This is a genomic window from Devosia sp. J2-20 (genome assembly GCF_055808475.1).
In genome coordinates this window covers 2,770,211-2,786,740 of the sequence record NZ_CM147870.1, presented here as the reverse complement: position 1 = coordinate 2,786,740, position 16,530 = coordinate 2,770,211, and the positions used below count along the sequence as shown (strand labels likewise).

The 16,530-nt window shown below is 61.6% G+C and carries 17 protein-coding genes; 6 read left to right on the top strand and 11 right to left on the bottom strand.

What is annotated here, in order from left to right:
- Nucleotides 1–4 precede the first annotated feature (4 nt).
- Entirely contained in the window at nt 5–403 is a 399-nt protein-coding gene (locus AC0L37_RS13585) for an AtpZ/AtpI family protein (protein WP_269368166.1), read from the bottom strand.
- 462 nt (nt 404–865) lie between these two features.
- On the opposite strand from AC0L37_RS13585, the gene AC0L37_RS13580 reads away from it, so the two are divergent.
- Nucleotides 866–1,198 (top strand): c-type cytochrome, encoded by a 333-nt coding sequence (locus tag AC0L37_RS13580; RefSeq protein WP_282220813.1) that lies wholly within the window; start codon nt 866–868, stop codon nt 1,196–1,198.
- 15 nt (nt 1,199–1,213) lie between these two features.
- On the opposite strand, the gene smc is transcribed toward AC0L37_RS13580, so the two are convergent.
- The 3 genes from smc to AC0L37_RS13565 form a co-directional block, all read right to left on the bottom strand.
- Nucleotides 1,214–4,669, bottom strand: coding sequence for a chromosome segregation protein SMC (gene smc, locus AC0L37_RS13575; RefSeq protein ID WP_282220814.1), 3,456 nt, complete (start codon nt 4,667–4,669; stop codon nt 1,214–1,216).
- 36 nt (nt 4,670–4,705) lie between these two features.
- The gene (locus tag AC0L37_RS13570; RefSeq protein WP_212658827.1) at nt 4,706–5,509 is read right to left on the bottom strand and encodes a thioredoxin domain-containing protein; all 804 of its coding nucleotides are present in this window, start codon (nt 5,507–5,509) and stop codon (nt 4,706–4,708) included.
- Between the two features lie 200 nt (nt 5,510–5,709).
- Complete coding sequence (locus AC0L37_RS13565; RefSeq protein ID WP_282220815.1) at nt 5,710–6,114, bottom strand: DUF721 domain-containing protein; 405 nt, start codon at nt 6,112–6,114, stop codon at nt 5,710–5,712.
- Between the two features lie 70 nt (nt 6,115–6,184).
- Here AC0L37_RS13565 and mutY point away from each other — a divergent pair, with 70 nt between their 5' ends.
- Both mutY and AC0L37_RS13555 read left to right on the top strand, forming a co-directional pair.
- Nucleotides 6,185–7,237 carry an A/G-specific adenine glycosylase gene (mutY, locus tag AC0L37_RS13560; protein ID WP_348984737.1) on the top strand — a complete coding sequence of 351 codons (1,053 nt, stop codon included), beginning with the start codon at nt 6,185–6,187 and terminating at the stop codon, nt 7,235–7,237.
- 79 nt (nt 7,238–7,316) lie between these two features.
- Nucleotides 7,317–7,814, top strand: coding sequence for a GNAT family N-acetyltransferase (locus AC0L37_RS13555; RefSeq protein WP_282220817.1), 498 nt, complete (start codon nt 7,317–7,319; stop codon nt 7,812–7,814).
- A gap of 82 nt (nt 7,815–7,896) precedes the next feature.
- Here the strand turns inward: AC0L37_RS13555 and AC0L37_RS13550 are convergent, their stop codons facing one another.
- Genes AC0L37_RS13550 through AC0L37_RS13540 form a run of 3 tightly spaced genes read right to left on the bottom strand, consistent with a single transcriptional unit; the run spans nt 7,897 to nt 9,525 of the window.
- Complete coding sequence (locus AC0L37_RS13550) at nt 7,897–8,238, bottom strand: zinc-binding dehydrogenase (protein WP_473313115.1); 342 nt, start codon at nt 8,236–8,238, stop codon at nt 7,897–7,899.
- Nucleotides 8,198–8,875, bottom strand: coding sequence for an alcohol dehydrogenase catalytic domain-containing protein (locus AC0L37_RS13545; RefSeq protein ID WP_473313113.1), 678 nt, complete (start codon nt 8,873–8,875; stop codon nt 8,198–8,200). Before AC0L37_RS13545 ends, AC0L37_RS13550 begins: the two co-directional genes overlap by 41 nt.
- 59 nt (nt 8,876–8,934) lie before the next feature.
- Entirely contained in the window at nt 8,935–9,525 is a 591-nt protein-coding gene (locus AC0L37_RS13540; RefSeq protein WP_282220819.1) for a TetR/AcrR family transcriptional regulator, read from the bottom strand.
- 233 nt (nt 9,526–9,758) lie between these two features.
- Between AC0L37_RS13540 and greA the strand changes: the two genes are divergently transcribed.
- Nucleotides 9,759–10,241, top strand: coding sequence for a transcription elongation factor GreA (gene greA, locus AC0L37_RS13535; protein ID WP_282220820.1), 483 nt, complete (start codon nt 9,759–9,761; stop codon nt 10,239–10,241).
- Nucleotides 10,242–10,270: 29 nt separating this feature from the next.
- On the opposite strand, the gene AC0L37_RS13530 is transcribed toward greA, so the two are convergent.
- From AC0L37_RS13530 to AC0L37_RS13520, 3 genes are all read right to left on the bottom strand, one after another.
- Nucleotides 10,271–11,434: a GGDEF domain-containing protein gene (locus AC0L37_RS13530; RefSeq protein ID WP_282220821.1), complete on the bottom strand. Its 1,164-nt coding sequence runs from the start codon at nt 11,432–11,434 to the stop codon at nt 10,271–10,273.
- Between the two features lie 274 nt (nt 11,435–11,708).
- Nucleotides 11,709–12,839, bottom strand: coding sequence for a site-specific DNA-methyltransferase (locus tag AC0L37_RS13525; RefSeq protein WP_282220822.1), 1,131 nt, complete (start codon nt 12,837–12,839; stop codon nt 11,709–11,711).
- Between the two features lie 105 nt (nt 12,840–12,944).
- On the bottom strand, nt 12,945–13,601 hold the full coding sequence (locus tag AC0L37_RS13520; RefSeq protein ID WP_282220823.1) for a ribonuclease HII: 657 nt from the start codon (nt 13,599–13,601) through the stop codon (nt 12,945–12,947).
- A 149-nt stretch (nt 13,602–13,750) separates the two neighbouring features.
- Between AC0L37_RS13520 and AC0L37_RS13515 the strand changes: the two genes are divergently transcribed.
- Nucleotides 13,751–14,341: a hypothetical protein gene (locus tag AC0L37_RS13515; protein ID WP_282220824.1), complete on the top strand. Its 591-nt coding sequence runs from the start codon at nt 13,751–13,753 to the stop codon at nt 14,339–14,341.
- Between the two features lie 34 nt (nt 14,342–14,375).
- Entirely contained in the window at nt 14,376–15,062 is a 687-nt protein-coding gene (locus AC0L37_RS13510; RefSeq protein WP_282220825.1) for an HAD-IA family hydrolase, read from the top strand.
- Here AC0L37_RS13510 and AC0L37_RS13505 read toward each other — a convergent pair.
- Complete coding sequence (locus AC0L37_RS13505) at nt 15,059–16,207, bottom strand: PA0069 family radical SAM protein (protein ID WP_282220826.1); 1,149 nt, start codon at nt 16,205–16,207, stop codon at nt 15,059–15,061. The two genes, AC0L37_RS13510 and AC0L37_RS13505, sit on opposite strands and share 4 nt — an antisense overlap.
- Between the last annotated feature and the right edge of the window lie 323 nt (nt 16,208–16,530).

Below are 16,530 nucleotides of genomic sequence, written 5' to 3'. Positions count from 1 at the left end.
CCCTCTAAGCGTCATCGTTATCATCTTCGTCTGTCTCGTCAGGTCCCATATCGGACCCAGCCGGGGCAGGCGATGCGGCATTCATTTGCGCCACCACGCGGGTGACATTGAGTATTCCAGCGGCGAAGCCCACCAACAACATGATGAGCAAACCCCAGGGGCTGGTCCCCAGGCCAAGATCGATGAGGTAACCGAATACGGCACCCACCAGGATCGCGGCGATGAACTCGGTACCGATGCGCATGCCGCGCGCCATACCGCTCATCTCCGGGGATGCTTCAGCCGAGGCTCTGTTGTCCTCGATGGCGCGATCCCGCTTGGCCAGGGCAATGCGCGATGCAAGATCGTGCGTCACCCCTTGGGCGCTGTCGGACTGACCTTTGGTGTCTTGCGGTTTTGCCATCCGCTCACTCCTCGGTCGGCCGTGCCCCGCTGTTTTCGGGACGCCCTTTTAAGTCGCGCGCAACATAGTAGTGGGGTCCGAGAGTGTCAAGATAACCTTACCGACTGTAAGCTGTTGTTATTGCAGGTGAAAAAGACGTGACGCGGGGGTGCGGCATGCTGTCCACCCTTGAACGTGGCGAAGTCAGGGCGAGGGACAGGGGATTCTCGACTGCCAGCGGGCATGCGGACACCATAAGCGGTCCTCGTTTTGACGGTGGGCACAGTGCTTGGCGTGTCCGATCACATGGTGGGGACTAAAGGGGCGTTTGGGTGCGTGGGGCCAAGCCCTCACAAGGTCCGCGCTGCGTCACCAGTTGATCCCAATCAATGCGCCGATCCTGCATGAGCATAGAGTTGATCGATAGCGCCTCGTGTCCGACGTCCTGTCGGTCTTGATGCTGCTTTGATCCCGGAGACTGCAATGATCCTGCCCAAGGCCATAATGATCACCACGTTCGTGCTGCTCGGCACTGGTCCGCTTGTCGCCCAGGACATTGATCGCGTTGCCGAGGGACAGGCGCTGGTGAGCATGTATTGCGCCGATTGTCATGCCACACAGTCAACGGGCAACAGTCCATTGGCCATCGCGCCGCGCTTTCGCGAACTCCACCTGCGCTATGATGTGTCGTTTCTCAGCGAGGCGCTGGTCGAGGGAATCGTGACCGCCCACCCCGAAATGCCGCAATTCGAGTTCGACCCCGAACAGGCGTCGGCGATCATCGCCTATCTCAAGTCGTTGGAACCGCAGCAGTAGCGGGCCCGAGGAGCTTCATCCCACTTCGAGAAACGTCTCGGCTGTGGTCAGGTCGACTGAGACAAGCTGGCTGACCCCGCGTTCGGCCATGGTGACGCCGAACAGGCGATCAACGCGGCTCATGGTGATCGGATTGTGGGTGATGACCATGAAGCGCGTATTGGTACGCTGGCGCATGGAGTCGAGCAGATTGCAGAACCGTTCGACATTGGCGTCATCAAGCGGCGCATCGACTTCGTCGAGCACGCAGATCGGCGCCGGATTGGTCAAAAACACTGCAAAGATCAGGCTCATCGCGGTCAGGGCCTGCTCGCCACCCGAGAGCAGCGTCATGGTCTGGGGCTTCTTGCCGGGTGGCCGGGCGATGATTTCCAGGCCCGCCTCGAGCGGATCGTCGCTTTCGACAAAGGTCAGCTCGGCCGTGCCGCCGCCAAACAGCGTGGTGAACAGCTCCTGGAAATGTTCGTTGACCTTGACGAAGGCCTCGTTAAGCCGGGCGCGGCCCTCGCGGTTGAGCGAGGAAATGCCGGTGCGCAGCTTGGCGATGGCCTCGATCAGATCGTTCTTGTCGTTGACCATCAGGTCGAGCTTTTCCTGAACCTCGATGGCTTCCTTTTCGGCCGACAAATTGACTCCGCCCAGGCGCTCGCGCTCGGCCTTGAGCCGATCAACCTTCTGCTCGGTTGCCGCTTCGGTCGGCAGCGATTCTTCAGCCTTGATCCCTGAGGCTTCCAGCGTTCTGGAAGCCGGGATATCCAGCGTTTCTTCAATCTGGCGTTCGATCTGCTGGCGCTGGGCGATAAAGCCTTTGACGCGCTCTTCGATCCGGGTCAGCTCGATCCGTGCATTCGAGAGTGTCTCGCTGGCCAGTCGCAGAGTCTTGTCGGCCTCGCGCAGACTGGTCTGGGCCACATTGAAGCTGTCGCCTGCCGCCTTGTGTTCGATCTTCGCCGTCTCGATCTGATCGTCGAGCTGCGCGCGGCGAGCGGCAAAGCCATCGGGTGTTTCGCTCGCGGTTTCCAGCTGCGCCTGAACTTCGGCGGTGCGCTGATCAAGCGTTGATAGCTGCGCTCTGGCGCTGTCGCGGCGGCGGCTCCAGCTCTGGGTGTCGCGCTCTAGCTGCGCCACACGGCCCTGCCGCATCTGAGCCGCGGTTTCAAAGTTGCCCAGCTTGAGCCGAGCCTGATCTGCCCGTTCTCGCGCGCCGGTCAGCACGCCCTGTTTGGCATCAGCAATTTTGGCGGCATCGTCCTCGGTACCAGCAGCGGCCAGCGCCTGTTCGGCTTCGCCCCGCTGGGCTTCGGCTTCGCTCAGGCTGGTGGCAAGGCGCAGGCGGGCTTCTTCGAGCGTCGACTGTCGCGTTGTCAGGTCGCCAATGGCGCGCTGCGCCTTGTCGACTTCGGTCTGGGCTGCGCCAATGGCGTGTTGTGCAGCGCGCCAGGCTTCACGCTTGTGCCGCTCATCTTGACGGGCGCCGTCAAGCGCGGCGACCAGTGCATCCACGTCGCGCTTCCAGCCATTGCGTTCACCCTTGGTGCGGGTGATTTCCTCGTCCAGTTCGGCCAGACGGTTGCGCTGCGCCAAGCGCTGGGCGGCGGCGCTGGGGGCGTCGGCTGCAGCAATGAAACCGTCCCAGCGCCAGACCGCACCCTCAAGTGTGACCAGGCGTTGGCCCGGCTTGAGCGCGTGCATCAGGCTGGGGCCGTCAACAGCGTGGATCAGCCCGATCTGGTCGAGACGGCGCTTAAGCAAGGGGCTGCCTGTAACATAGCGCGACAGGGGCTCGGCGGCCTGGGGCAGGGCGGCATCATCGCTATGATCGACCGGCACCGACCAATGCATGGGCGCACCGGCATCCGAGCTGGCTTCAAGATCGTCGCCCAGCGCCGCACCCAGGGCGGTTTCATAGCCCGGCGTTACCTTGAGTTCGTCGACAATGGCTGGCCACAGACCGGAGCCCACGTTGAGCATCTTGCCCAGCGTGGTAGCTTCGGCTTCCAGCCGGTTCAGCGCCGCATCGATCTCGGCCAGACGCGGCCGGGCAGCGTCAAGCTTGGATTGGGCGACAGCGGTAGCCTCTTCGGCAAGGGTGGCAGCCTGCTCGGTTTCCACCGTGCGGCTTTGTGCCTCGACAAGCGCCGCGCGTTTCTGGTTCAGCGTTTCATCGGCATCGAGTCTGGCGGCGATGTTTCGGGCTTCGGTTTCGACATCAGCAATCTGCTGGGTCAGCCGCGCCATGCGGGTGTCTGCATCCCGCTTGCTGCGCTCGGCCTGATCGCGGCGTGCCCGCACCTGAGCCAGCGCATCTGCAGCGTTGCGAGCTTCGATCTCAGCAGCGGCAACAGCAGCCTTGGCGGCGTCAGCGTCACCTCGGGCGATGTCAAAATCGGCCTGAGCGGCCGCGCCCTCGGCCTGCAACTTGCTGAGTTCTTCAGCATTGGCCGCCAGAGTCGTTTCGCTCTCGGCCACCAGATCGCGCTCGCGCTGGCCATCGGCGGCGAGCTGGCGAATACGATCCTGCAGTTCGGCCTGACGCTGGCTGGCGCGCCGCGCTTCCTCAGCCAGCTGTTCCGACAGAATAGTGTAGCGCTGCAGCACGGCACCGGTGACCGCCTCGCGATCACGCAAGGGCTGCAGGGCCGCATCAGCGGCTTCGAGCTTTTTCTGCGCCTGCAATTCGAGATGGGTGGCATCGGCCAGTTCGCGCACCAGCACCGCCTGCTGGGATTGAGTCTCTTTTTCGGCGTAGCGCGCGGCGACCCAGCGAATGTGAAACAGTGTGGCTTCAGCGCGGCGAATATCGCCGCTCAACCCACGATAGCGCGTGGCCAGACGGGCCTGGCGCTTGAGGGTTTCCAGCTGGGTTTCGACCTGCGCGATAATGTCATCGACGCGTTCAAGATTGGCCTCGGCAGCCCGCAGCCGCAATTCGGCCTCATGGCGGCGCGAATGCAGCCCCGAAATGCCGGCGGCCTCTTCGAGCAATGCGCGGCGGGCAGTGGGCTTGGCGGCGATCAGCTCGCCGATCTGACCCTGGCGCACCATGGCGGGAGAATGGGCGCCGGTCGAGGCATCGGCAAACAGCAATTGCACGTCGCGGGCGCGCACTTCCCTGCCATTGACGCGATAGACCGACCCGGCCTCGCGCTCAATGCGGCGGGTGACTTCAAGAATATCGGCGTTGTTCAGCGCGGCCGGGGCGGTGCGCTCGGAATTGTCGAGCACCAGGGTGACTTCGGCCGAGTTGCGGCCCGGGCGATTGCCCGATCCCGAAAAGATCACGTCATCCATGCCCGAAGCACGCATCGCCTTGTATGAGCTTTCGCCCATCACCCAGCGCATGGCCTCGACCAGATTGGATTTGCCGCAGCCATTGGGGCCGACAATGCCGGTCAGCCCGGGTTCCATGACAAGAGTGGTCTCGTCAGAGAACGATTTGAAGCCGTGCAGTTTAAGGCGTGAAAACTTCATGGCAGCGCCACCGTGGTAGCGCTGCCTAAGCTCAGATTATTGCGCAGCGGGTGCCATTGCATCGGCAGCAGGCGCCATTGCGTCAGCCGGAGCCATCGCATCAGCAGCAGGCGCCATCGCGTCGGCTGGAGCCATTGCGTCAGCAGCAGGCGCCATTGCGTCCGCTGCCACAGGCGTTGGCGCCACGAAATCGGCAGGCACAAGCGGGTCGATCGCGGCAGCGAGCTCTTCAAGCGTCTTGTCACCACTGAGTGTCTTGCCGTTGACATAGAATGTCGGCGTTCCCACGAGCCCGAAATCGTTCAGTGCCTGCTCACGCACCGCTTCCATCCCGGTAAACAGGGCCTGATTCGTCAATGCGGCGTCGAAAGTTTCCTGGGTAAAGCCGAGCTGCTTGGCGATTTCCAGAATCGCGTCGCGTGGCTTGTCCGAGCTGGCCCATGTGGTCTGGGTCTTGAAATAGGTAGCGACCACATTGTGGTAATTGTCCGGGCCAGCGGCTTCAGCCAGCATGAACACAGCCGCATCGAGCACATTGCGCACAAACGGGCGGGTGATCAGATAGACCTTGCCGGTATCGACATAGGCTTCGATGAAATCGGGCAGCACTTCATTGGCGAAAGTGGCGCAGTGCGGGCAGGTCGGTGAGGCATATTCGATCACGGTCACAGGCGCGTCAGGGCTGCCTTCGGCGTGGTCGACATAGTCACCGGCGGGCGCCATCAACTGATCAACAGCGACCATGTCGCCTTCAGCAGCGTTGGCGGTGGCGACCCCGCACAGGCTCAAAGCCGATGCGGCAGCGGCCAGCATAAGGGTGTCACGGCGGGTAAAATTCACGGCTAACGCTCCTGTTTTTTCTTTGCGGCGACACTACACGGGACAAATGTGGGAGCAAGTAGGCATGCTCATCACTGCTCGGTGAACACACTATCCATTATTTCGCTCCGACCGGGTGGACAGTGCGTGTCCCAATGTCCGTAACGCCTCGCGCAAATCCTCGTTTTCCACTTCGGCCACCTGGGCCCCGACCTTGGCAATCACGCTCTCGCTCGGTTGAAAAGGAGCATCGTCTTTTTGCCTGAACCGGGTGTGAATGGCTCGGCCGACAATCTGACAGAGCCCACCAGCACGAAGCCGAAATAGCGATTGACCGCGGCCGCGATCTTTTCGCCTTCATGCGAAATCGCCAGCGCATGGCCCGGCACGCAGCGCAGCACCAGCGTGGCGCCCTCGGCGCTGCGCTCGCCGCGTGGCCAGCTCAGCTTGTCGGGAATGGCCACCTCGTCATAGGGCTTTGGCGCCATCACTGACCAGTGTTCAATGATATCGCGACTGGCGAAGCCACGCTTTTTCAGCACCGGATCCAGCGCACCCGACAGCACGTCGGCCACACTCATGGTGCGGTTGCGGCGCTTGGGTTCTGGAAGATCGTCTTTGGCCATGGGTCTTTGCGGTGACACTGTGGGGTGAAGGACTTGCGCGTTGGCCTGTCCTACTCCAAATCTGCCGCCCATGCACCTGTCCGATCCTGCCCTTATCGACGCGCCGTCTGTCCTCGCCTGGTATGATCGCCATGCCCGCGATCTGCCCTGGCGTGTCGCGCCAGCGGCCCGCGCAAAAGGAGAGCACCCCGATCCCTACCGGGTTTGGCTGAGCGAAGTGATGCTGCAACAGACCACGGTGGCGACGGTCAGAAGCTATTTCGTACGCTTCACCGGCCTGTGGCCAACCGTGTTTGATCTGGCTGCCGCACCACTGGACTCCGTGCTGAAGGAATGGGCCGGGTTGGGCTATTACGCCCGCGCCCGCAATCTGCATGCCTGCGCCCAGACGGTGGTGAATGAGCATGCGGGGCAGTTTCCCCAAACCTCGGCGGGTCTGCAAACCCTGCCGGGTATTGGCGCCTATACAAGCGCGGCCATCGCTGCGATCTGTTTTGACGAACAGGTTGCCGTGCTCGATGGCAATCTCGACCGGGTGCTGGCGCGCTATTATGCGCTCGACGTGCCCGTGCGCGAGGCCAAGGAGGAATTGCGCGCGGCGCTGCAGGCATTAGTGCCGCAACGCGCCGGCGATTTTGCCCAGGCCATGATGGATCTGGGCGCTACGATCTGTGCGCCCCGTGCGGCTGCCTGCATGCTGTGTCCGATCCAGCCAGGCTGCATTGCTACCCGACAGGGCGAACCCACCCTCTATCCGATCAAACCGGCCAAGGCCGACCGCCCCGTACGCAAGGGCCATGCCTTCGTCATGCGCGATGGTGATGGCGACGTTTACCTGCAGACCCGTCCCACCAAGGGGCTGCTGGGCGGCATGACCGAAGTGCCGGGATCGGACTGGGCCGCTGAACTGGTTGAGGTCACCTATCCAATGGACGGCGAGTGGCAGCATCGCGGGCAAGTGGTGCACATTTTCACCCATTTCCGGCTTGAGCTCGAGGTGTGGTCGGCCGCGGTGGAGCCCGATGCGCTTGAGGGCGGCTGGTGGGCCGAGCCTGCAGCGCTCAAGGGTGAAGCACTGCCGACTTTGTTCCGCAAGGTGCTGGCGGCAGCCGGGCTGGAATAGGCCGCGCTTTTTCAATCATCCAAAACTGCGCTACGCTTCTTGCGGACCCACGCCGTTTGCATGGTGATTGGAGGCAGGTTTGATAATCCGCGACGAACACCCCGGCGACGAAGACGCCATCCACCAACTCACCGAGCGCGCCTTTGCGCCAATGGCCTTCGCAGATGGCACCGAGGCGTCGTTGATTGGCGAACTGCGGGCGTCGGGCGATCTCACCCTTTCCCTTGTCGTCGAAATCGACGGGCAGATTGTGGGGCATGTCGCCTTTTCGCCGGCGAGCATCAATGGCGTTCACGGGGATTGGTATGGACTGGGGCCGGTGTCGGTAGAGCCCGACATGCAGCGTACCGGAATTGGCCGGGCGCTAATTTCCTGTGGTCTGGACCGCCTCAGATCAGCGGGCGCCGCAGGATGCGCGCTTATTGGCAATCCCAAAGTTTATGGTCCAATGGGGTTTGCAAGCGATGGGGCAATTAGCTATCGCGACCTGGAAGCGCGGATTGTCCAGCGGATCGTCTTCGTGGGCGAGGCCCCAGCGGGTGAGCTGCTCTTCGCGCCAGCCCTTGAAGCCACCTGAAGGCGCAGAAAGTCGCCCCGTCATCCTGGGCAACAGGGCCCGCCGATGTGGCGGGCCCCTCGTCGTTTTGGCGGACCGGAACTTAGGCGCGCAGCAGGACCTTGCCAGCGCGGCCCGGCACCAGGGCAGCGTCCATCGCCTTGGCAGCATCGGCCAGATCGAAAATGCCACCAACGGGTAGGGGCAGCTTGCCCTGAGCCGCGAGGGTCACCAGATCGCCGATGAGCTTGCCCTTCTTTTCAGCGGCCATGGCAGCGCCGACCTTGGCACCCCAGAAGCCCTTGATGGTGATGTGCTTGAAGATGATGGCACCCGAGTTCAGCGGCATTGGCGCGCCAGTGGCGGTACCAAACACGACCAGTTCGCCTTCATTGCCCAGAACATCAACAAGGCCGGCGCCGACGTCTCCGCCAACCGAATCCACGGCGGCGTGGGCACCGGTCTGGGCCTGTGATCGCCTTTACCTGATCGATCCAGTCCGCGTCCGAGGTCACCACGATATTGGTCATGCCCAGATCGGTCAGTTCCTGCACAGCTTCCTGGCGGCGCACCAGATTGACCAGACCAATGCCGCGCTCGGCCGTCAATGCAGCCATGACCTTGCCCACGGCGCCATTGGCCGCAGTCTGGACGAGCCAGTCACCCTTTTTGACGGTGAGGAAATCGAGCAGCGAGATGGCGCTGAACGGCATGGCGATCAGCTGGGCTGCAGCTTCATCCGAAATCACATCAGGCAGCGGCACGATGCCGGTGGCCTGGGCGATGAAGAACTCGGCCCAGGTCCCGTGAATGCCGGCGGCAGTAACGCGTTTGCCAACAAGCCCGGCGTCGACGCCTTCGCCAACGGCATCAATGGTGCCGACAGCTTCGGTGCCGCCGATGGCGGGCAGGGTCGGCTTGTAGCCATAGCTGCCGCGCGTGGTCCATAGATCATGATTGTGGATGGGCGACAGGATGGTGCGGATCCGCACTTCGCCGGCACCGGGATTGGGCTGGGCGACATCGCCCAGTTTGGTGACGTCAGCGGGATTTCCAAAAGTCTCATAGATTGCTGCGCGCATGGCGAAGTCCTTTCTTGGGTCGTTGTTGAATTGGCACGCGGGGTGCGGGCCGAATGGGTTCAGGGAAAAAAGCGTGCGCTCGTATCGTTGAGGGCATCGCGCAGCGGCTGCTGGGATTTGCTCAGCTTGGACAGGATCGCTGCGCCCAACCATTGGCCGTAGAGCAGTCTTGCCGCTTCAGCCGGATCTGCAATTGGCTTGATCGAACCATCCGCCACGCCGTCGCGCAAAATGCGCTCAATCCGCTCGTCCAGTGCGATAACGCCTGCATCAAAAATCAGCCGCATGTCCTCGGACATGTCTGAAATTTCGCTGGCGAGTTTTACCACCAGACAGTTTTCAGGGATCGAAGTGGAAGCGTCCCTCGAAAGCCAGGCCTGACAGTACTGCTTCAACCGCTCACCACCGCTCAGGGGCGCTGCCACCAGAAGGTCGAGGCGTTCCAGATACTCGGCGACGTAGTCGTCCAACATGGCGCAGCCAAACGCCTCTTTGGAGGCGAAGTAGTGATAAAATGACCCCTTGGGAACGCCGCTGACGCTCAGCAACTCCTTCAGGCCCATCCCGGTAAAACCCACACCCAGCACCAGCTTGCGCCCTGTCGTCAGGATGCGCTGGCGGGTCTGTTCTGATTTGCTTGGCTCGATCATGACCGGCATATAGGAAGGAATAGACCGGTCGTCTAGTGATCGTACGGAATTTATTTTGCTGCTCGCATTCGAGCCGCCATAAGCGGCAACGGTTGTGGAATGGGGTTGGCTTTATGTGTCTGCCCGGAACGATCTTGGGGCGAAGGCGTTCCCAAACCTCACCCGGATTTGCGCCAATGGCGGAATTGGGATTATGGCTTCAAACGTGGCGTCCCCGCCAATGGAGATGAGCATTGAGCGTAGCGTTCACCAAGGAAGACAGCGCCGAGACTGCCGCAGAGACCCAGCTGCCCGATCGGCCAATTTCCGGCGCAGCGAATCTGGTCACCGCCGAAGGCCTGGCGGCACTGGAACGGCAGCGCGACGCGGCGCGCGTCACCTATGATGCAGCCATGAAGATTGAGGACGTCAACGAACGGCGCCGTCAGGCCGCCCATCCGTTCCGCGATCTGCGTTACTATACCGAGCGCCTGCGGACGGCTCAGCTCATGCCCGTGATTGCCGCGCCGACTGAGGTAAGCTTTGGCGCGACCGTCACCTTCTCCAGAGATGATGGTCGCACGCAAACCTATCGTATCGTGGGCGAGGACGAAGCTGATCCCAAGAGGGGCTCGATATCCTATGTTTCCCCTATTGCCAGTGTCCTTATGGGCAAGGGCGTGGGTGAACTGGTGAGTGCGGGTGCGCTCGAACTTGAAATCATCGCCATCGCTTGAGGCTGCGGCCAACGACAAGTGGTCACGTGCTAGGCTGCGCGCCGTTTGTCGGTGGAGCGCTGGGTCGGGAGCGGTGCTGACGGGCCGTGCACCACGACACGATTACGTCCGCCAGACTTGGCGGCATAGAGGGCCGCGTCTGCGCGCTCGAAGGCATGGCGCGCAGCCTCATGGACGCCATAGGTGGCGACTCCGAAACTGGCGCTCAATCGCTCATCCAATGGCAGGGCATCGTGGATGCTCTGATGAAACTGAAGGCGCACCTCTTCGGCAACCGCAGCGGCCTCATCGGCCTCGCGGCCGGGCAGAATGATCGCAAATTCTTCGCCTCCAATTCGGCCAGCGGTCTGGCCCGTCGCGTCCAGCAAGTGCGCGAAACTGCAGATTACGGCGTCACCCGCGCCGTGGCCGTATCGATCATTGACCCCCTTGAAGTGATCGATGTCACAAAAGATGACCGCTCCACCTTGTCCCGTTGTCTCGGCCTTTGCATCCATGCTGCGCCGGTTGAAAAGGCCGGTCAGACCATCGCGCTCGGAGCGGTCTCGCAGGGTCTGGGTTGTTTCAAGAATGATGCGCGCCAGCAGCAGAATGGTTGCGAATGGGGTCAAGACGCTGGCCGCGCCAAAGAACAGATTCTCCGCCAAAGATGTCTTGAACAGTTCAAACGATGCGTTTGGTCCGAAATGTAGCGGCAACATCAGCAGCCGCATAGCGGTCGTCGCCAGCAGCGCATAGGCCACGAACTTGAAAGCTGTCTGCAATCCTGAGGCGGGATGATGTCGGACACGCCAGACCAGATCAATCATGGCCACCAGGCAGGCCAGCTCGAAGGCTGCAGCCTGAACCGGAAATGGTGCGTTAACCAGATGCAGGCCCACGGCGGCCATTGACAGCGCACCTACGGCAATGATGGTGCGCAGCCGATGGCCCAACGGGGGCCCAAGGCAAGCCATGGCCTGACTCGCGGCCAAAAAACTGAGCGGCGCCAATACTGCTGCCGAGAGAAACTCCACAAGCCTGTCGGAGGCAAAGGCGATGACCAGCGTCTGCAGCGTACCGTTGGCTAGCGCCGCCGCCGTCCAGGTCAGCGCATCATTACGCCCCAAGCTCAGACTGGCGACAAGACAGAGCATGGACAGCACGCCGAGCACGGCGGCAACAACGATGTGAAGTTCTACGAGTGCTGTCACAACAATCTATCCCGGTCAGGTCCAGACCAGTGTGCGCGGGCAGGGTTAAGAGCACGCATCCAAGGCAGGTCGCATTGCGACTATCGTTAAGTTTTGCCGAATGCTGTCGTGTTCGCTTCTGCCCCCATGATCGCCAACCACTCGATCGCTGGAGGATAGAAAAAGCACGGGTGAAAGGTCCCAGTGCGAGGCGACGGATTCGGCGTCAGGACAAAAAAAGGCCGCCGGGGCAAACCGGCGGCCAATTCAAATACCTGATGATTGGAGGTCAGGATCAGGCAGACATCAATTCGAGTTGCGCGCGCACACCAGCCCGGAGGTCATCAATGGGAGCGGTGCGGCCCGCCTGTTCGTGGTGCCAGAAGGTCCACCCGTTGCATGCCTCTGCCCCCTGAACCAGCGCGCCAACCTTGTGGATTGAACCCTGGTGGGAACCTGAGACGAGTGAGCCGTCTGCACGAACCATGGCGAAGTAACGTTTCGTTAAGTCGAAGAGTTGCGTGCCAGGCTCAATTAATCCTTGCTCGATCAGCGAACCGAACGGAATGCGGGTTTCCTTACGCTTGGGCGTCACCGATTGCAGCGCCTCGAAGGTGCCCGGACGGATCGCCGCAATGCGCTTGAGCGCAGCACTGATATAGGTGTCTTCGCGCTCGATGCCGATGAAGTGACGGCCCAGCTTGCGGGCTACTGCGCCAGTGGTGCCGGTGCCGAAAAACGGATCAAGCACGATATCGCCAGGCTTGGTGGTCGCATTCAGGATGCGGAACAGCAGCGCTTCCGGCTTCTGGGTCGGATGGACCTTCTCGTCGTCATCATCCTTTAGGCGCTCTGAGCCGGTGCAGATGGGGAACAGCCAGTCGCTACGCATCTGCGTATCGTCATTGGCCAGCTTCATGGCTTCATAGTTGAAGGTGACGCGGCTCTTCTGGCTCTTGGCGGCCCAGATCAGCGTCTCATGCGCATTGGTAAAGCGCGTGCCGCGGAAATTGGGCATTGGATTGGCTTTGCGCCAGATCACATCATTGAGCATCCAGTAGTCGAGATCCTGCAAGGCAGCCCCAACCCGGAAAATGTTGTGGTAGCTGCCGATGACCCACAGGGCGCCATCCGGTTTGAGCACCCGGCGCGCGGCTTTGAGCCAGGCGCGGGTGAATTTGTCGTAATGGGCAAAACTGTCGAACTTGTCCCATTCGTCGTCCACCGCATCAACCTTGCTCTGGTCAGGACGCGTCAGGCCCTGGTCGAGCTGCAGATTGTAGGGGTCGGCGAAGATCAGATCTACCGAACCAGCCGGCAGGGCATTCATGTGGTCGATGCAATCACCCACCAGAATGGAATCGATCGGAAGACGCGGTGCCTCTTCCGCAACGGCTTCTGGAGCCTTACGCGCGGTACGCAACATACACTTAACCCTAACGCAGTACTAACAACCCCGTTATAGAACCGCAGAGTTAATGGAGCGTATGCAAGGGGTTAGCAGGAGGTTAAGGCGTAGCTTTCCGCAGCCCTAACCGGCCAGTGCAGTCAACCTGAGCCGCGCCTGTGCCACAGGGCCAAAGGCCTCGCGGTGGTGCCGGCAAGGACCATGCTCACTCAGCGCCGTCATGTGCCTGGCCGTGCCATATCCCTTGTGACCAGCGAAGCCGAAGGCAGGCGCGTCGCAATCCATGATTGCGCACATCCTGTCCCGCGTCACCTTGGCGACAATCGAGGCCGCCGCTATCGAGACGCTGCGCCCGTCGCCGCCGATCAGCGCCATGCCGTCGCAGGGCAGGCCCATCGGCACATCACGCCCATCGATCAGTACCCGGTCAGGCCGGATGCTCAGTCCACACGCGGCTTGCGCCATGCCCCACAGCGTGGCGCCCCGGATATTGTGGCTCAGGATAATAGAGGGCGGGGCAACCACGACACTGATTGCCAGCGCCGAAGCAACCACCTGTTCGAACAGCGCCTCGCGTTGGTCCTGATTGAGCTTTTTGGAGTCATTGAGCCCCGCCGGAATGGCATCGGGGTCCAGCACCACGGCCGCTACAACCACCGGACCGGCCAGTGGGCCACGGCCCGCTTCATCGACCCCAGCCACAATTCGTGCACCACGCGCCTTGAGTTCGGCCTCGTGGGAATAGTCAGGCGCGCTCTGAACTGTCGAATCGAACATCATGGGCGCAGCATCGCTCCCACGCCGGCCAAGTCAACACGCCTGCGGACAGAGCCGATATTCACACCGACAAAATTGGAGGCCGGCGGTGGCGTCTGGCGCCGGGGCTGCTATAGGTTTTCCGCTGGGGGCAGCATGGGAAACAAGACACAATGATTGCCAAATTCGGCTTCGCCCTCGTTATGACGCTGGCCGCGACCTTTCCACTGGCCGCCGAACCCTTTCATCACCCCTATGGCGAATGGCGCGAGTATCATCGTGACTGGCTGGCGGCCTGCCCCGACGTGATCGATGAAGACGCTACCGATTTTTACGGGCACTCCTGCTTTGCCAGCACCGGCAGCCAGCAGCTTAACAGCGCCGGTCTACCTGCCTATAAGCTCACCCTGCTGCGCAATCGCCTGACCGGTGAACTCGATATTGCGGTGACAGTGGCCGCTGACAAGGCGCAGACCGATACCAGTCGGCCACTCAAACTGAACTTTCATGGTGGCGTCACCATGCAGTTCGATTTCGTTGCTGATCTTGAGACGCGCTACAACACCACCAACCAGTTCTATGTAGCCGATCCGGTGCGCAAGGCGGCGCTGCTCGAAGAGATGAAGCGGTGCAATGCACTGACGATGACTGTGCCCTTGAACGGTGATGGGGGCGCGAGCGAGGAGGTCTGGCTATCGATGCGTGGCGTTCTGGCCTCGCTTGATTTCATGGCCAGCTTCGCCCGCAAGGTTGCCCAATACTGACCACCCCTATTGCTCCCCAAGACTGGACCTGCTCATGATCCCGACGCCCGGCGCCGCGCTGCTGTTCGACATTGACGGCACGCTGGCAGACACCGACCCGCTGCATCTGGAGGCCTTCAATCGCAGCTTTGCCCCGTTTGGCCATAGCTTTGACCGGGCCCGCTTTGTCCGTGAACTACAGGGGCTGGCCAATGTCGATATCGCCGCGCGCTTTCTGCCAGACCTGGATGCTGATGCACGCATGGCGGTGATGGATGACAAGGAAGCTTTGTTTCGCGAACTCGCCGCCACCGAAATCCATGCCGTAGCCGGACTGTTTGATCTGCTGGACCAGGCCGATGCGGCAGGTATTGCCATGGCGGCGGTCACCAATGCGCCGCGCGCCAATGCCGAATTGATCCTGCACGGTCTGGGTATCACCAGCCGCTTCAAGGCGGTGGTGATTGGTGCCGAACTGCCGCATGGCAAACCGCATCCCATGCCCTACCTAGAGGGCCTGCGCCTGCTCGGCGCCCAAGCCGAACATTCGCTGGCGTTCGAGGACTCGCGCACTGGCATCGCCTCGGCCACGGCAGCGGGCATTGCCACGATAGGGATGCGCACCGGCCTTGATGACGCAGCGCTACGTGCGGCCGGAGCGGTGCTGTCGGCCGACGGCTATGACGATCCCGCGTTGCTCGCCTTCGTTGCCGATCGGGTCAGCGCCAGCCAGATCGCCTAGAACAGGCTCATCTGGGCGCTTTCGATTTCGGGAGCCTCGAACAGGTCATTGCGCAGACCCGGCAGCTTGCCGTCCAAGCCGTAGCGCTCGCGTGCTTTTTCGAAGCGCTGTCGCAGCAGGGTCGCATAGGGGCCTTCGCCGGTCATGCGGGTGCCAAAGCGGGAGTCGTAATCCTTGCCGCCGCGTGTGTCGCGCACCAGCGAGAGCACATGACGCACCCTGTCGGGGAAGTGACGCAGCAACCATTCGCGGAACACGTCGCGCACTTCGCCGGGCAGGCGCAGCAGGATCATCTGCGCACTGGTGGCGCCCTGTGCTGCTGCAGCATCGAGAATGCGTTCGAGTTCCATATCGTTGATCGCCGGGATCATTGGTGACGCGAATACCGCGACAGGAACACCGGCCTCGGTGAGCAGGCGAATGGCCTCGAGCCGGCGCGCCGGGGAGGATGCACGCGGCTCCATGCGGCGGCTCAGCTTGTGGTCCATTGATGTCATCGAGATCGCCACCTTTACCAGCCCCAGCTTGGCCAGTTCGGTCAGCAGATCCAGATCGCGGGTGATCAGCGCCGACTTCGTCGTGATCATCACTGGATGTCTGGTCGCCAGCATCACTTCGAGAATGCCGCGCGTCAGCTTGTGCTTGCGCTCGGCCGGTTGATAGGGGTCAGTATTGGTGCCCATGGCGATGGGCTTTACCCGGTAGTTCTTGGCAGACAATTCGGTCCGCAGCGCCTCGACCGCGTTGGTTTTGACGTAAATGTCGCGCTCGAATTCGATACCGGCCGAATGGCCCAGGAATGCGTGGCTGGGCCGGGCATAGCAGTACGAGCAGCCGTGCTCGCAACCGCGGTAGGCGTTGATCGATCGCTCAAACCCAATGTCGGGACTGTCATTGGTCGTGATGATGGTTTTGGCGCGCTCAGTGTGTTCGACCGTCTCGAAGATCGACAGCGGCTCGACATTGTCCCAGCCGTCATCAAAAGACTCGCGGGTCTGCTTTTCAAACCGGCCGCTGCGATTGCTCTGCGCGCCCCGTCCGCGAACCTGATCGACATCCAGCAATTCCCGCCGTGCCAGATCGGCATCCCGGCTGCGGCTGAGTTGCTCGAGAGCTTCAAATGATGGGGCTTGATAAAAGGCCATGAAAACGTCTCCTGCCGAACGCGCAACAGTCGAATCGTGACTGGTCAACGCGTCTCAGGATGTAACAGTTCCACGAGAACAGAACAAGAACGATGTCGGGTTTGTTAACGTCCTGTGGTGGCAGAAGCGCAACAGATTGCCACGCGCACACGCGCTATGCGCACTGCCCGATGGACCGTGGCCATTTTTAGGAATATGCCGGGCCTCCGCTGCCGCCAACGGGGCAATTGCTGGCGCGCGGGCCTATCTGAATTCTATGCTGATCATCGCCGGGCAACGGCGAATATGCAGCCCGTTGCCGACGCATGCTGACACGGGCTGTC

Bases quoted from the DNA above. Each gene is read 5' to 3' on its own strand.
- AC0L37_RS13525 (WP_282220822.1), bottom strand. From the start codon at position 12,839: ATGTTGCGTACCGCGCGTAAGGCTCCAGAAGCCGTTGCGGAAGAGGCA.
- AC0L37_RS13580 (WP_282220813.1), top strand. From the start codon at position 866: ATGATCCTGCCCAAGGCCATAATGATCACCACGTTCGTGCTGCTCGGC.
- AC0L37_RS13545 (WP_473313113.1), bottom strand. From the start codon at position 8,875: ATGCGCGCAGCAATCTATGAGACTTTTGGAAATCCCGCTGACGTCACC.
- AC0L37_RS13515 (WP_282220824.1), top strand. From the start codon at position 13,751: ATGATTGCCAAATTCGGCTTCGCCCTCGTTATGACGCTGGCCGCGACC.
- AC0L37_RS13510 (WP_282220825.1), top strand. From the start codon at position 14,376: ATGATCCCGACGCCCGGCGCCGCGCTGCTGTTCGACATTGACGGCACG.
- AC0L37_RS13520 (WP_282220823.1), bottom strand. From the start codon at position 13,601: ATGATGTTCGATTCGACAGTTCAGAGCGCGCCTGACTATTCCCACGAG.
- smc (WP_282220814.1), bottom strand. From the start codon at position 4,669: ATGAAGTTTTCACGCCTTAAACTGCACGGCTTCAAATCGTTCTCTGAC.
- mutY (WP_348984737.1), top strand. From the start codon at position 6,185: ATGCACCTGTCCGATCCTGCCCTTATCGACGCGCCGTCTGTCCTCGCC.
- AC0L37_RS13585 (WP_269368166.1), bottom strand. From the start codon at position 403: ATGGCAAAACCGCAAGACACCAAAGGTCAGTCCGACAGCGCCCAAGGG.
- AC0L37_RS13505 (WP_282220826.1), bottom strand. From the start codon at position 16,207: ATGGCCTTTTATCAAGCCCCATCATTTGAAGCTCTCGAGCAACTCAGC.
- AC0L37_RS13540 (WP_282220819.1), bottom strand. From the start codon at position 9,525: ATGATCGAGCCAAGCAAATCAGAACAGACCCGCCAGCGCATCCTGACG.
- AC0L37_RS13565 (WP_282220815.1), bottom strand. From the start codon at position 6,114: ATGGCCAAAGACGATCTTCCAGAACCCAAGCGCCGCAACCGCACCATG.